Source organism: Bradyrhizobium sp. LA2.1 (assembly GCF_040547725.1).
Classification (GTDB): Bacteria; Pseudomonadota; Alphaproteobacteria; order Rhizobiales; family Xanthobacteraceae; genus Bradyrhizobium; species Bradyrhizobium barranii.
This window is the reverse complement of sequence record NZ_JBEPQI010000002.1, coordinates 65329-77344: the sequence shown is the minus strand read 5'-3', so window position 1 is coordinate 77344 and position 12016 is coordinate 65329. Positions and strand designations below refer to the sequence as shown.

Sequence of the window (12016 nt, the reverse complement as noted above, 5' to 3'; positions counted from 1 at the left end):
GCTATTTCGTCTCTGGACCGGTCTTGGTGTCCTGCAGGCGACTGGCCCGCTGTTCGATGCGCTGAAGAGTTTCGAAGGTTATCGCAAGTTCGTCCGCGCCGATATCCTTGAGCAGGCTTGCCCGCACCCGGCGCAGCACCCGGTTGGTCTCCTCGACCTTGACCTCGCCCGCCTTGGTCAGATGGAGCGTTTTGGCACGGCGGTCGCTCGGATCCTCGCGACGTTCAACCAGCCCCTCGGCCTCGAGCAGATCGATCAACCGGACCAGCGACGGCCCCTCGATGCCGAGCTCGTCGGCGAGCACGCCCTGTCGCACGTTCTCGCCCTGCCGCGACAGCACCAGCAGCGGAATCGCGGTCGCATAGGACAGGCCATGATCGGACAGCGCCTGATCCGACTCGCGGCGCCAGATGCGGGCCAGTCGCGCGATGAGCCGGCCGATCTCGCCGTGGATATGAGCCTGCGAGGGAGCCATGCAAATTAGATAGGACGCGAACTATTAGCCTGCAACTATATAATCCGGCGTATCGCAATCGATCACGCAAATGCGAACGAGGACAGCGCTGGATGGGACCGGGTTCCGCGAGCGGGGCAAGGGAGACGATGGCGGGCGAGAGCACGCTGACGCTGGTCCCGACCTTCGTGGTCGTCGCTGTGGACGCCACGGGCATGGGAATCATCCTGCCGTTGCTGCCGTTCTACTCGCAGCGGCTCGGCGCGACGCCGTTCCTGCTCGGCGCGCTGATCTCGGCCTATGCCGTCTGTCAGCTCATTGCCGGCCCTGTGGTCGGCATGCTCTCCGATCGGTACGGCCGGCGGAAGGTTCTGGTCGTCAGCCAGATCGGGACTTTCATCGGCTTCATCCTGCTCGCATTGGCGGGCAACCTGACGTTGGTGTTCCTGGCACGCATCATCGACGGCCTGACATCAGGCAACATCTCGGTCGCTCACGCCTATGCCGCCGAGCACAGCGCGCCGGCAACGCGCAAGCAGGCCCTCGGCATGACCAGCGGTGCGATCGGAACCGGGCTGCTGCTCGGCCCTGCTCTCTCGAGCTTCCTCGTGCATTACGGCCAGACCGCGCCGGTGTGGGCCGCGGCCGCACTCTCGCTGATCAGCATCGTTGCGACGATCGCCCTGCTCCCGCCTGATCACCCGGCTTCCGAGCCGCTCTACCAGCATCGCGTGCCCGAGCCGACGTTGTCCCGCAGCCTGCTCGGCATGCGCTATGCCTGGCGGCTGCTCGGCCTGCTCATCGTGTTCTTCTTCGTCAACTCGATGTTCCTGTCGCAGATCGGCCTGTTCCTGTCGGCGCGGTTCTCCTGGGACGGACATCCCTTCGGCGCGCGCGAGCTCGGCTGGATGTTCGCCTATGCCGGCTTCATCAACATGGTGGTTCAGGGACTGCTCATCACGCGTGTGAGCATCATCGCGTCAGACCGCAGCATCGTGATGGCCGCGTTCGCTTGCATGGGTCTCGGATTTGCCGGACTTGCGGCCCGCGACAATGTCGGCCTGCTCGCGATCAACCTGACACTGATCATCGTCGGCACCATGTTCGCGCGCAGCACGCTGACGGCCGAGCTGTCGCGCTCGACCGCGATCAATCGTCAGGGCATGATTATGGGCCTGAACCAGTCGCTGATGTCGGGCGCGAATATCAGCGCGCCGCTCCTGAGCGGCGCGCTGATCGGTCATCGGCTGTTCGTTCCGTGGGCGCTTGCTATGGCCGCCATCGCGGCGATCGGCGCGGCGCTGGCTGGCCAGCTGCTGGACACGCCGCGGGCGCGCTAGCGCCCTCGCCTCAGTTCACCACGTAGACGTCGGGATCGAAGCTCGAGCTCGGCTTCTTGAAGGCGTTGCGCAGGGCCGCCGACATCGGGACATTGTAGTTGAGGCCGTTCGGCGGCGTCGGCGATTCCAACCACTTCCTGTAGAGCACCTCGATCTCCGGGCTCGCGTAAAGCTCCGCGGTCGCACGATCGGCCAGCGCCTTGAACGGCGCATCCTCCCGCCGGAGCATGATCCCGAACGGCTCGGCCTTCGAGAACGTCTCCTCGCTAATCATGAACAGCGCCGGCTCCTTCGAGCGCGCAATCGCGACCGCAAGCTGGACGTCGTCGAGCGCGTAGGCCTGAGCGCGGTCGGTTTCCAGCAGCAGGAACGCTTCGGCCTGATCCACGGCCGGCATTATTCTGATGCCGAGATTTCGCTCGGTGTTGACCTTGGCGAGCTGATTCAGGTTGACCGAGCCTGCCACCGCCGTGACGGCCTTGCCCTTGAGATCGTCGATGGTGTTGATCTTCGCGGCCTTCTTGGCCGCAAACCGCGTCGCGCTGAGGAAATGCGTGTTGGTGAAGGCGATCTGCTTCTGGCGGTCGGCGTTGTTTGTCGTCGCCGAGCAGTGCAGATCGAGGGTGCCGTTGACCATCAGCGGAATCCGGTTCGACGACGTCACGGCGAGGGTGTCGACGGCGATGTCGGGCATGCCGAGCTGCTTCTTCACGGCATCCACGATCTTGAGGCAGATATCCATCGCAAAGCCGATCGGCTTCTGGTTGCCGTCGAGATAGCTGAACGGAACCGAGGCCTCCTGATAGCCCAGCGTGATCTTCTTGGTCTCCTTGACCTTCTGGAGCGTGCCCGACAGGTCCTCGGCTGAAGCTGCGCCCGCAAGACATGTGACGGCCAGGATAATTGTGGGAAGACGCATCGCAGGGCTCCTCAAGGGGGTCATGGGCTGCGCCGCGGCGCAACTCCAGGGTTCATAGCCCACAGCCCGGATGATCGCCAGACGAGGTTCCGTCTATCAGCTATTGCGGTTTTGTATGTACCACTGCGGGAGAAAATACCGTGCCGCGCCGTCAGGGTTGAGCGCGCCGCAGCGCAGGCGTCTCTGGTCTGACAACCAGTCAGCACAAGTTTTCAGAGTTGGCGCGCAATACCTTGCCTCTCGCGAGGCTGCCTCTCTCCTGCGATTTGATTCCGCATCGATTGCCGTGCGCGGCCTCGCCAAAAAGGGCCGGTTGCCGTAAGCGCGGCCGGGACAACAAGGGATGGACGGCCGGGTGGCAAGTTCCGGGGAAACGCGTCGCGGCGCGAGCGAGGTGCTGCGCGTCGAAGGGCTGACCGTGCAGTATGGCGCGCTCGTCGCCTTGCGCGACGTGAGCTGGTCAGTCCATAACGACGAGATCCTCGGCATCATCGGCCCGAACGGCGCGGGAAAAAGCAGCTGCTTTGCCGCCGTCACCAATGCCGTCACCCATCGCGGCCGCACATTCCTCGACAAGGCCGACGTCTCGGCGCTCCGGACGTTCGACCTCGCCGGCCGCGGCCTGCGCCGCACCTTTCAACAGAACTCGTTCTTCGGCGAGCTGCCCGTCCTGCAGAACGCGGTCTCGGCCATCTTCCGCGATTTCTCGACCGATCTCGCCACATCCCTGTTCGCGCCCTGGCGCGAGGCCACGACGCGCCGCGCAGCCGAACTGGCGGCCGCACAACTGCTCGACTTCTTCGGCATCGCCCGGCAGTACCACGACCAGCTTCCCGGCGACATTCCCTACGGCGTGCAGCGCCTGCTCTCGGTCGCACTCGCCTATGGCACCGGCGCAAAGGTGCTCCTGCTCGATGAACCCGCGGCCGGCCTCAGCGGCGGCGACATGAAGAAGCTCGCCGACGTCCTGATTGGCCTGAGCAAGCGTAACCTCGCCCTCGTCGTCATCGAGCACCACATGGACCTCATCATGTCGATTGCCGATCGCATCGTCATGATCGACCAGGGTGCGATGCTGGCGACGGGAACGCCTGTTGACATCCAGCGCGATCCCCGCGTGCGCGAAGCCTATCTGGGACGCGACGAATGAACGGCGTACTCCAGAGCGACGGTCTCTCGGTCCGCTACGCAGGCAATGTCGCGGTGTCAGGCGTCAATATCGGCGTGCCCGCGGGGCGAATGGTCGGCCTCGTCGGCGCCAACGGCGCCGGCAAGACCACGCTGGTCAATGCGCTCGCCGGCTGGTCCCGTGGCCGCGCCGTGGTCACCGGCAGCGTCCAGCTCGAAGGACGCAGCATCGAGAAACTCGCCGCGCACGAGCGGGTGGCGCGCGGCCTTACGCTGGTGCCGGAAGGCAAGAACATCTTTGGGGAGCTGACCGTCGACGAGAACCTGGCACTGGTGCGGCCGCCCGCGGACACGACCGGCCGGCATCTCTTCACCATCCCCGAGGTTTTCGAGTTCTTCCCGCGCCTCGCCGAGCGGCGCTCGCACAAGGGCGCAGCGCTCTCCGGCGGCGAGCGGCAGATGCTCGCGGTCGGGCGCGCCTTGCTCGCCGGCCCGCGCGTGCTGATGCTGGACGAGCCTTCCGCGGGCCTCGCGCCCCGGCTGATCACCGACCTGCTCTCCCGCATCCGCCTGCTGGTCGATCGCGGCCTGCCGGTGCTGCTGGTCGAGCAGAACGTCAAGGCGGCGCTGAAGGTGGTCGACCACCTCTACCTGCTCGAACGCGGCAAGATCGTCGGCGAAGGTCCTGCCGACGTCATGGCCGCGGACCATCGCATCATCGAGGCCTATCTCGGCACCATCGCCGATGGAACGCCGGCATGAATATCGCGCAGCAGGTCATCAACGGCATCGTGCTTGGCTCCGGTTATGCCTGCATCGCGCTGGGCTGGACCATTTTGCTCGGCGTCGCACGACTGGTGAATTTCGCCCATGGCCAGCTCTACATGCTCGGCGCCTTCGTCACTTGGTACGCCATCACCAAACTGGGCCTGCCCTACCCGCTCGCCATTCTGGTGGCAGTCATCGTGCTCGGCGTCATCGGCCTCCTGATGCAGAGCGCGATGATGCGCCTGGTCATGACGCAGAACCTCACCAGCCTGATGATCGTGACGCTCGGCCTCGGCTACGTCCTGCAGGGCGGCAGTGCGCTGATCTTCGGCGGCAATCCGCAGACGCTGCCCGGAACATTGGCGCGCGCCAAGATCGACATCGGTCCGCTCTGGTTCACCTGGCAGGACGTGCTGGTGCTGATCGTAACCCTTCTTCTTTATGGCGCAGTCTGGCTGTTCACCCAGCGAACCCGCTTCGGCTCGGTCATCCGCGCCGTCGCCGAGGACCCGAAGCTCGCAGAGCTGTTTGGGATCAACGCAAAGTTCGTCTATCTCGGCGTCTTCGTGTTCGAATGCTCCGCGGTCGCGCTGGGGGCGGCGCTGGTGGCGCCCCGCTCGCCGATCCTGACCAGCATGGGTTTCAACGAGGTCATCATGACCTTCGTCGTCGTGGTCCTCGGCGGCATCGGCTCGATCGGTGGTGCGCTCGCCGCCGGCCTCGGGCTCGGCCTATTCACCGCCTTCTTCGGCGCATTTGTCGCGCCGGCTTACACGACGGCAGCGGCCTTTGCGCTGTTGCTGGCGCTGCTCGTGATCCGTCCCGCGGGGCTTGCAACCAAATGACCGCGATCGAATCCCCGCAGCCCGCCTCGATCCCGTTCCTGCGCCTCACGGCAGTCGCGGCCATCGTCGTGATCGGCTTCTTCCTGCCGCGCCTGCTCGGCGGCACCTCGGTCGCCTATTCCACGCTGACCACGATCGCGATCTTCGCGGTGATGTGCTACGGCGCCGACATCGTGCTGTCCTATCTCGGCGAGGTCAGCCTCGGCCACACCGTGTTCTGGGCCATCGGCGGCTATGCGGCCGCGAACCTCTCGGTCAAATACGGCCTGAACGGCTGGGCGACGGCGGCCGCGACGATCGCGCTGTGCCTCGCGGCCGCGGCCTTCCTCGGCGCCGTCACCTTGCGGACCCGCGAGTTCGTGTTCTCCCTCGTGACCTATGCGGCCGCCGTGGTCGCCTACGAGATCGCGTTCAACTGGGACGCCGTCGGTGGGTCCGACGGCATCGTCGGCATTCCGCCGCTGAAACTCCCATTGCTCGTGACCAACTTCTCCGGCGCGATGCAGGAAGATCTCTGGCCGATCGCCTTCGCGCTGCTGCTGCTCACCCTCGCCTTCATCGCGCGCTTCCGCCGCTCGCGGCTGGGCACCACCGCGCTGATGGTGCAGATGAACCCCGCGCTGGCCGCAAGCCTCGGCGTCGATCCGCGCCGGATCAGGCTCGCCGTGTTCGTGATCTCGGCACCGATCACCGGGCTTGCCGGCTGGCTTTACGCTTATCAGCGCGCCTATGTCGGCCCCGACATGTTCGAGTCCTACTTCCTCGTCATGATGCTCACCGCGATCGTGCTGGTCGGGCGCCGTATCCTGCTCGGCCCCTTGATCGGCACCGCCCTCCTGATTGCCCAGCAGAACTTGCTGTCGCTCGGCGGCGACTGGAACAAGATCGTGTTGGGATCGGTGCTGGCGCTCGTCCTGATCTTCTGGCCCGCCGGGCTCGTGGGCCTCTACCGCCGTATCACCAAGAAGACGTAGAACGCATTGGGAGGAAGCGCATGCACAAGACGAAACTGGCTCTCGCGCTATTGTTGGGTCTCGCATCTGTGCCAGCCGTGGCGCAGGACATCAAGGTCGGCACCATCTTTCCGCTCAGCGGCGGCGCCGGCCCTGATGGCCAGACCGTGACCAACGCCGTCAAGCTGATGGTCCAACAGATCAACGACAAGGGCGGCCTGCTCGGCCGCAAGCTGACGGTGATCTCCAAGGACGACGAGAGCACGCCCGCGGTCGGCGTCAGCCGCGCCAACGAGATGGTTGCCGAGAAGGCGGACATCGTCATCGAAGGCTGGAACTCACCGGTCACATTGGCGATGCAGCCGATTCTTGCCCGCGGCAACATTCTCGACTTCACCGCGGTCTCGAAGTCGGATCTGATCCTCAGCGGCGAGACGAACCCTTATGCGATGCGCATCAACAGCTCGAACGGCTTCGACGCGGAAGTCATCGCAAAATACGTCGCCCAGACGATGAAGGCGAAGAAAATCGCGTTCCTCACCCAGAACGACGTCTATGGCAACGGCTTTCAGACCGCCGTCGAGGCCGAGTTCAAGAAGATGAACTTTTCGGGCGAAGTCATCATGACCGAAAAGTTCGCGTTCAAGGACACCGACTTCCGCGTCCAGCTGACCAATATCAAGGGCGCCAATCCAGACGCCGTCATCGTCACTAGTTCGTCGAATTCCTCAGGCCTTCCCGCGCTGGTCGACCAGTATCGCCAGGCCGGCATAAAATCCACCTTCGTCGGCGCCGTCGGCATCATGCTGAGCACCGTGTACAAGGTCGCCGGCGACGCCAACAACGGCGTGATATCGGCCGACATCTTTTTCCCCGATCTGCCGCCGTTCACGACGCAGCCGGAGAGCGTAGCGTTCGTCGCGGCCTACAAGAAGGCCTACGGCGTTGATCCGGACAAGAGCGCCGCGCTCGGCGCCGCCGCCGTGCAGGTGTGGGCGCAGGCGGTCGAACAGACCAAGTCGCTCGATCGCAAGACCGTGGCAGAGGCGATCCGCGGCAAGCCCGTCAAGGGCACCGTGTTCGGCGACGTCCAATTCCTGCCGAACGGCCAGATGCAGCCTCGCTATGTCGTTTTCGAGGTGGTCGACGGCAAGAACACCAAGCTCAAGGCATTGCAGTAACGACGGCATTCGTGCCATTGGAAGCGCTCGCCCGATCGTCAGGCGGGCGTTTCCCTGGTCGCCTCCTACTCGCAAGTGAGCTGCTGCTCGAACCAACCGGAGACGCGCTCCGATAGGGACGGCCACATGCGCTGAAAACTTCCGAGCTTGCCGACATTGACGCGGTACATCGCCCGCAACTCCTGCTCGATGGCCGGCAGGTCAACGCCCATACAGGCCCCGTCCTTCGCGATTGTCTTGCCGGCGACGACGACCTCCTGCACCAGCGACGCATTGCCCCGCGCGAACAGAAGCGCCATGGGGTCGATGGGCATGATCTGATCTCGATCCAGCCGGTCGAGGTCGATCACGACGAAATCGGCGGGATTGCCTGCGACGAGCTCCCCGCTCGCGGGCGCGCCGGTGGCACGACGCCCGTTGCGGACAGCAAGCGCGAACATCTCGGCCGGCGTCCATGTCGCCTTGAAGCCGAGGCCGCCATGGGCCATCTGCACCAGCCGCATCTCGCGCAGGATGTCGTCGTCCTCGTCCAGCGCCAACCCGTCGACGCCGACCGCGATGGCGCAGCCACATTTGTGTGCGGCGGCGATCGGGGCGAGCCCCGAGCGCAGATGCATGTTCGAGCTGAAATTGGTGACGATGCGCGCGCCGGAGGCCGCGATCATCTCCAGCTCATCGGGACGGGCGTGGATGCAGTGCGCCAGCGTCAGCCGCTCCGAGAGGAAGCCGATATCGCGCAGCCAACGCACCATGTCCGGAAAGTTTTTGTCGGCCCAGGCGCGCTGATAGACGGTCTCCAGCAGATGCATGTGAATGCGGCGGCCCGTCTGCGCCGAGTTCTCCGCCACCGCCTCCAGCAGCGGCTTTGAGCACCATTGCACGCCGGCGGGTCCAAGCTGCACATCGACCATCGGGCCGGAGATGGCGGCGGCAATCGCATCGGTCAACTCGATATACGCCTTGGGCGACATCGGCGCGCGGACGAAGAGGTCTTCGATCGTCTTGCGGTCGTCACTGGGGAGGCCGGAGAGAATCGGCTCGGCATTGCCATAAACGATCGGATTCTGGTCCCGCACCGCGAGGGCAAATGCCACGCGGATGCCAACATCGGATGCCGCCCTCGCAATCGCCTTGGCTTCATCGAGCAACGGCACCGTCCCGCTTGGGCGGGTGTAGTGCACCATCATCGCCGCGCATCCAGCCCTGGCGGAACGTGCCAGCGCGGAGGCCGCGGTCAGATAGGGGTCGATGGGCGAACCGAGCGCGGTGCGCAGGATCCAGCTTTCGAGGGGCATGCCGACCGCCCCGAAGGACGACGCTGTCGCGCGCGCATGATCATGGGCGTTGACGAAGGCAGGAATGACCAAGGAGCGAGGCCCGCCAGCAGGCCCTGCTCCTTCAAGAATGTCGGTGATGATACCGTTATCGTGCCGCAGCACGACATTGTCGGTCACACCGAGATCAGGGCCACGGAACAGGCTGGTTGCCGCAATCTCCGTAGCCATGACGGTCTCTCCAAAGATCTGAGAAGATCAGTTGGCAGTATACACCAGCTCCCGCTCCGCACGCGGCGGCAGGAACTCGCGCGAGAACACCTCTGCGGGCGTCGGCGCGCGGGCGAGCTGATAACCCTCGACCACGATGCCGATGGCGCGCGTCATGCGGTCGTCCTTGATGTCGCCGATGCCGATCTCCTTCATCTCGGGCGAGACGATCAGCTTGTCGAAGGAATATTGCAGCCGGCGCTTCTCGACGGCGACGTCGATCAGATTGTCGTAGTTCAGCGCAGCCTTCATGCCGGCGTTCTGGTCCTTGGCCACTGCAATCGCGCCCTTGTTGATGGCGCGGACGAGGCCGGCCACGGCCTTCGGGTTCGACGCGATCAGCTTCTTCGAGACCATCACGCCGTTGGAGTAGAGGTCGAGGCCGTACTCACCGAACGAGAACCATTTGAAATCCTTGTCCGGGTCCTGGCGGTTGAGCATGAGGTTGAAATAGCTGGTGATGTTGAACACGAGCGCCGCGTCGATATCGCCCTTGATCAGCATCGGCTCCTGGAGGTTCGGGGCCATGTTGGAGATCTTGATCTTCTCGCCGTCGAGCCCGTTCTTGCGGGTGAACACCGGCAACAGGCGCGTCGTCGGCGTGCCCTGCGCGCCGCCCAGCGTGTGGCCCTCAAAATCCTTGATGGTGTTGATGCCGCTGGTCTTCTTAGCGACGATCGCGAAGGGCGGCTGGTTCCACATCATGTAGACCATGACGGGCGCCTCCTGCGGCTTGGTCGAGGCGTTCTGGATGATGGCATTGACGTCTCCGAAGCCGGCGTCATAGGCCCCCGACATCACGCGCGTGACGGTGGCGCCGGAGCCTTCGCCCTGGTCGATGACGACGTTGAGGCCTTCCTCTTTGAAATAGCCGTTGTCCTTGGCGTAGAAGAATGCGGCATCGCTGCCCTGCGTCTTCCAGCCCAGCGTGAACTTGATCGTGGTGTCGTCGGCCGTGGCAGCGCCCGTGGACAGAGCCAATCCCAGCAGCGCGACTGTTACTTTTCTCAACATCGAGACCTCCTCAAGCTTCGTTGCGTGACGGTTCAGAAATTCAGGTGGCGATCACGTCGTTCTTGCGCGTGGCCCAGCCGGTGACACGCCCTTCGATCAGCGAGAACACCGCGTAGAGCGCGACGCCGAGGCCGGCGAGCACGAACAGGCCGGCGAACACCAGCGGCACGTTGAAATTGGAGGACGCGGTCATCATGACGTTGCCGATGCCGCGGTTGGAGGCGACCGTCTCCGACAGCACGGCGCCGACGAAGGCGTAGGAGATCGCGACCTTCAGCGAGGCGAAGAAGAACGGCATGGTCCTGGGCAGACCGACATTCCAGAGGATGTCGAACTTGCTGGCGCCGAGCGCCTTCAATACGTCTTCGAGCTCGGGCTCGGTAGTCGCAAGGCCCGTGGCGATATTGACGACAATCGGGAAGAAGCAGATCGACAGCGCGGTCAACACCGCCGGCACCGTGCCGGAGCCGAACCACAGCACGAAGATCGGCACCACCGCGACCTTGGGGATCGAGGAGAAGCCGATCAGCAGCGGATAGCAGGTGTCATAGGCCGTCTTGGAGACGCCGATGATGGCGCCGAGGGCGACACCCAGCGCAACGCCGAGGACGAAGCCGAACATGGTGGTCGCGAGCGTCTGCACGATGTGCGGCCACAGCACCGGAAAGCGCTGGAACAGCGTGACAAAAACCTGCGACGGCCGTGGCAGCACCAGGTCGGACATGCCCGTCATCAGGCAGAACAGCTCCCAGGCGACGAAGAACAACACGATCAGTCCGGCCGACCACGCCTTCTGCCTGATATCGATCCCGAACATCAGCCTGTCCCCTGTTGGGCCGCACTGCGCGCATCCTCGATAAAGGCGCGCAGCTTCTGGTTCAGCGCGACGAAATCCGGCTCGAAGGTCATGGCGACGGTGCGCGGCCGCGCGAACTCCACACGGCTGTCATCGAGGATGCGGCCGGGACGCGCGCTCATCACGCAGATGCGGCTGGCGAGGAAACCGGCCTCGCGCAAATCGTGCGTCACCAGCAGCACCGTCGGCTTGTGCGTCATCCAGAGGTTCTGGAGGATCGCCCACAGCTCCTCGCGGGTGAACTGGTCGAGCGCGCCGAACGGCTCATCAAGCAGCAACATGCGCGGCTCGTGGATCAGCGCGCGGCAGAGATTGGCGCGCTGGAGCATGCCGCCGGATAGCTGCCAGGGATAGCGACTGCCAAATCCCCTAAGGCCGACCTGCTCCAGCAGCGCATTGGCCTTGTCGCGAAACTCGGTCTTACGCAGCTTGCGGAAGTTCGAGCGGAACGGCTCGACGATCTTCAGCGGCAACATGATGTTCCGCTCGATCGTCATCCACGGCAGCATGGTCGGGTTCTGAAAGGCCATGCCGACCCGCAGCGCCCGCGCCGCGACCTCGCGGCCGCCGACGATGACGACGCCGCTGGTCGGCTGCACCAGGCCGCTGACGAGACGCAAAATGGTCGATTTGCCGCATCCGGACGGGCCGACCAGTGCGACAAACTCGCCGTCGGCGATCCGCAACGTCGTCTTCGACAGAGCGGGCACGGCGCGGTCGCCGCGCCCGAAGGTCACGGAGGCCTCGGACAGCTCGATGGCAACAGGGCCGGAGCCTTCGGGAACAGGCTGGCCGTCAAATTGGGCGTTGGGTTGCATGCGCATCACAGCCAAAGTGCATGCAAGCTGGGTGCCAATCGATCGGCCCCGCAAAATCAATGATTTGGCCAAACGACGCACCAAACGACCGGATTCGATTTAGGCAATCCGGACGCCAAACTGCATGCAATTGGAGCGCTGGATTGGCGCGGGGTTGTGCTAAAGGGTCTTCGACCCACCCCGCAAGGATTCGCCG

General features: G+C 64.4%; 12 protein-coding genes. 6 read left to right on the top strand and 6 right to left on the bottom strand.

The window, feature by feature from the left end:
* Nucleotide 1: 1 nt before the first annotated feature.
* A complete protein-coding gene (locus ABIB95_RS03270; RefSeq protein ID WP_063983920.1) occupies nucleotides 2-475 on the bottom strand; it encodes a MarR family winged helix-turn-helix transcriptional regulator in 474 nt (157 codons plus the stop codon).
* A 92-nt stretch (nucleotides 476-567) separates the two neighbouring features.
* On the opposite strand from ABIB95_RS03270, the gene ABIB95_RS03265 reads away from it, so the two are divergent.
* The gene (locus ABIB95_RS03265) at nucleotides 568-1794 is read left to right on the top strand and encodes an MFS transporter (protein ID WP_354237894.1); all 1227 of its coding nucleotides are present in this window, start codon (nucleotides 568-570) and stop codon (nucleotides 1792-1794) included.
* 10 nt (nucleotides 1795-1804) lie between these two features.
* Here the strand turns inward: ABIB95_RS03265 and ABIB95_RS03260 are convergent, their stop codons facing one another.
* Complete coding sequence (locus tag ABIB95_RS03260; RefSeq protein WP_354237893.1) at nucleotides 1805-2713, bottom strand: amino acid ABC transporter substrate-binding protein; 909 nt, start codon at nucleotides 2711-2713, stop codon at nucleotides 1805-1807.
* A gap of 355 nt (nucleotides 2714-3068) precedes the next feature.
* Between ABIB95_RS03260 and ABIB95_RS03255 the strand changes: the two genes are divergently transcribed.
* Genes ABIB95_RS03255 through ABIB95_RS03235 form a run of 5 tightly spaced genes read left to right on the top strand, consistent with a single transcriptional unit; the run spans nucleotide 3069 to nucleotide 7588 of the window.
* Nucleotides 3069-3863 carry an ABC transporter ATP-binding protein gene (locus ABIB95_RS03255; protein WP_354237892.1) on the top strand — a complete coding sequence of 265 codons (795 nt, stop codon included), beginning with the start codon at nucleotides 3069-3071 and terminating at the stop codon, nucleotides 3861-3863.
* The gene (locus ABIB95_RS03250) at nucleotides 3860-4603 is read left to right on the top strand and encodes an ABC transporter ATP-binding protein (protein ID WP_354237891.1); all 744 of its coding nucleotides are present in this window, start codon (nucleotides 3860-3862) and stop codon (nucleotides 4601-4603) included. Before ABIB95_RS03255 ends, ABIB95_RS03250 begins: the two co-directional genes overlap by 4 nt.
* The gene (locus ABIB95_RS03245) at nucleotides 4600-5454 is read left to right on the top strand and encodes a branched-chain amino acid ABC transporter permease (RefSeq protein ID WP_166094756.1); all 855 of its coding nucleotides are present in this window, start codon (nucleotides 4600-4602) and stop codon (nucleotides 5452-5454) included. The genes ABIB95_RS03250 and ABIB95_RS03245 overlap by 4 nt, the downstream gene beginning before the upstream one ends.
* Nucleotides 5451-6428, top strand: a complete 978-nt coding sequence (locus ABIB95_RS03240; protein WP_354237890.1) for a branched-chain amino acid ABC transporter permease — start codon at nucleotides 5451-5453, stop codon at nucleotides 6426-6428. The genes ABIB95_RS03245 and ABIB95_RS03240 overlap by 4 nt, the downstream gene beginning before the upstream one ends.
* Before the next feature lie 20 nt (nucleotides 6429-6448).
* Nucleotides 6449-7588, top strand: coding sequence for an ABC transporter substrate-binding protein (locus ABIB95_RS03235; RefSeq protein WP_166352383.1), 1140 nt, complete (start codon nucleotides 6449-6451; stop codon nucleotides 7586-7588).
* Between the two features lie 65 nt (nucleotides 7589-7653).
* Here ABIB95_RS03235 and ABIB95_RS03230 read toward each other — a convergent pair whose 3' ends face one another.
* Genes ABIB95_RS03230 through ABIB95_RS03215 form a run of 4 tightly spaced genes read right to left on the bottom strand, consistent with a single transcriptional unit; the run spans nucleotide 7654 to nucleotide 11820 of the window.
* The gene (locus tag ABIB95_RS03230; RefSeq protein WP_354237889.1) at nucleotides 7654-9093 is read right to left on the bottom strand and encodes an amidohydrolase family protein; all 1440 of its coding nucleotides are present in this window, start codon (nucleotides 9091-9093) and stop codon (nucleotides 7654-7656) included.
* Nucleotides 9094-9120: 27 nt separating this feature from the next.
* Nucleotides 9121-10146, bottom strand: a complete 1026-nt coding sequence (locus ABIB95_RS03225; protein WP_354237888.1) for an ABC transporter substrate-binding protein — start codon at nucleotides 10144-10146, stop codon at nucleotides 9121-9123.
* Between the two features lie 40 nt (nucleotides 10147-10186).
* Entirely contained in the window at nucleotides 10187-10963 is a 777-nt protein-coding gene (locus tag ABIB95_RS03220; RefSeq protein WP_028146641.1) for an ABC transporter permease, read from the bottom strand.
* The gene (locus tag ABIB95_RS03215) at nucleotides 10963-11820 is read right to left on the bottom strand and encodes an ABC transporter ATP-binding protein (protein WP_039157079.1); all 858 of its coding nucleotides are present in this window, start codon (nucleotides 11818-11820) and stop codon (nucleotides 10963-10965) included. The genes ABIB95_RS03220 and ABIB95_RS03215 overlap by 1 nt, the downstream gene beginning before the upstream one ends.
* Nucleotides 11821-12016 lie beyond the last annotated feature (196 nt).

What these genes read in the sequence shown, in the direction of transcription:
- ABIB95_RS03270 (WP_063983920.1), bottom strand. Translation starts at nt 475, where the DNA reads ATGGCTCCCTCGCAGGCTCATATCCACGGCGAGATCGGCCGGCTCATC.
- ABIB95_RS03265 (WP_354237894.1), top strand. Translation starts at nt 568, where the DNA reads ATGGGACCGGGTTCCGCGAGCGGGGCAAGGGAGACGATGGCGGGCGAG.
- ABIB95_RS03260 (WP_354237893.1), bottom strand. Translation starts at nt 2,713, where the DNA reads ATGCGTCTTCCCACAATTATCCTGGCCGTCACATGTCTTGCGGGCGCA.
- ABIB95_RS03250 (WP_354237891.1), top strand. Translation starts at nt 3,860, where the DNA reads ATGAACGGCGTACTCCAGAGCGACGGTCTCTCGGTCCGCTACGCAGGC.
- ABIB95_RS03245 (WP_166094756.1), top strand. Translation starts at nt 4,600, where the DNA reads ATGAATATCGCGCAGCAGGTCATCAACGGCATCGTGCTTGGCTCCGGT.
- ABIB95_RS03240 (WP_354237890.1), top strand. Translation starts at nt 5,451, where the DNA reads ATGACCGCGATCGAATCCCCGCAGCCCGCCTCGATCCCGTTCCTGCGC.
- ABIB95_RS03235 (WP_166352383.1), top strand. Translation starts at nt 6,449, where the DNA reads ATGCACAAGACGAAACTGGCTCTCGCGCTATTGTTGGGTCTCGCATCT.
- ABIB95_RS03230 (WP_354237889.1), bottom strand. Translation starts at nt 9,093, where the DNA reads ATGGCTACGGAGATTGCGGCAACCAGCCTGTTCCGTGGCCCTGATCTC.
- ABIB95_RS03225 (WP_354237888.1), bottom strand. Translation starts at nt 10,146, where the DNA reads ATGTTGAGAAAAGTAACAGTCGCGCTGCTGGGATTGGCTCTGTCCACG.
- ABIB95_RS03220 (WP_028146641.1), bottom strand. Translation starts at nt 10,963, where the DNA reads ATGTTCGGGATCGATATCAGGCAGAAGGCGTGGTCGGCCGGACTGATC.
- ABIB95_RS03215 (WP_039157079.1), bottom strand. Translation starts at nt 11,820, where the DNA reads ATGCAACCCAACGCCCAATTTGACGGCCAGCCTGTTCCCGAAGGCTCC.